The sequence below is a fragment of the Pseudokineococcus marinus genome, assembly GCF_013004605.1.
Classification (GTDB): Bacteria; Actinomycetota; Actinomycetes; order Actinomycetales; family Quadrisphaeraceae; genus Pseudokineococcus; species Pseudokineococcus marinus.
Genome location: NZ_JABEMA010000536.1, coordinates 1 through 1,202, shown reverse-complemented (window position 1 = coordinate 1,202; position 1,202 = coordinate 1). Strand labels below are relative to the sequence as shown.

At 80.4% G+C, this 1,202-nt stretch carries 1 protein-coding gene; it reads right to left on the bottom strand.

Annotated elements, in window-relative coordinates:
* Positions 1 to 1,182, bottom strand: a 1,182-nt coding sequence (locus HLB09_RS17285; RefSeq protein ID WP_171204517.1) for an MFS transporter, incomplete at its 3' end; no start/stop codon positions are given.
* Positions 1,183 to 1,202 lie beyond the last annotated feature (20 nt).

Sequence of the window (1,202 nt, the reverse complement as noted above, 5' to 3'; positions counted from 1 at the left end):
GACGACGACGCCGGGCCACCGGGCGGCGCCCCAGGCCGCTCCCGCGAGCGTCCCGCCCACGGACGACCCCGCGTAGTAGGCCACGAGGTAGGCCGACGCCGCCTGCGCGGTGGCCCGCCCGCCGGCGCCGGCCCGGGCGGCCACCCAGCCGCTCGCGACGCCGTGCGCGGCGAAGAAGCCCGCCGTGAGGACGGCCAGGCCCGCGACCACCGCCCACAGCGGCTGCGCCAGCGTGGCCGCCGCACCGACGAGCACGACGAGGACCGCGACGGGCACCACGGCGCGCCGCCCGACGGCGTCCGCGAGCCGGCCCGCCGTCGTCGAGGAGACCGACCCCAGCGCGTAGACGAGGAAGACGAGCCCCGCGAGGCCCGGGCCGAGGCCGTAGGGCGCGGCGGCGAGGCGGAAGCCCATGGCGTTGTAGACGGCGACGAAGGCGCCCATGAGGAGGAAGGCCAGCGCGTAGAGCGCCAGCAGCGCCGGGTCCGTGAGCACCCCGCGCGTGCGTCGGGCCAGCTGGCGCAGCCCCGCGGGCGCCGGGACGAAGCGGCGCGAGGCGGGCAGGAGCCGCCGCACGGCCACCGCCGCCACGAGGGCGAGGAGCGCGGTGGCGCTCGCGGCGAGCCGCCAGCCGCCGAGCTCGGCCAGGCCCGCCGCGACGAGGCGCCCCACCATCCCGCCGACGGCGTTGCCGCCCACGTAGAGGCCGGTGGCCCAGCCGGCCGCGCTCGGGTGCACCTCCTCGCGCAGGTAGGCCACCGCGACCGCCGGCAGGCCCGCCAGCGCCAGCCCCTGGAGGGCGCGCAGGGCGACGAGCGCGGGCCACGACGGCACCAGCGCCCAGGCGAGGCCGAGGACCGCCGAGGCGAGCAGGGACGTGTGCACGAGGCGGGTCCGGCCGACGCGCTCGGACAGCGGCGCGGCCACGAGCAGGCCCGCCGCGAGCCCCGCCGTGGCGGCGGACACCGCGAGCGTGGACGCCCCGGCCGAGACGCCGACGTCCTCGGCGAGCAGCGGCAGCAGCGGCTGGGGCGCGTAGAGCAGGGCGAAGGTGACGAGACCGGCGAGGAAGAGGGCCACCGAGGCCCGCCGCAGCCCTGGCTCGCCGGAGCGGTAGCCCTCCGGCAGCACCGGGGACGCCGCCGCCGGGGCCCCGCGCGCGGCGGCGTCGCGGCTCGGCATGGCGCGACGCTATCCCCAGC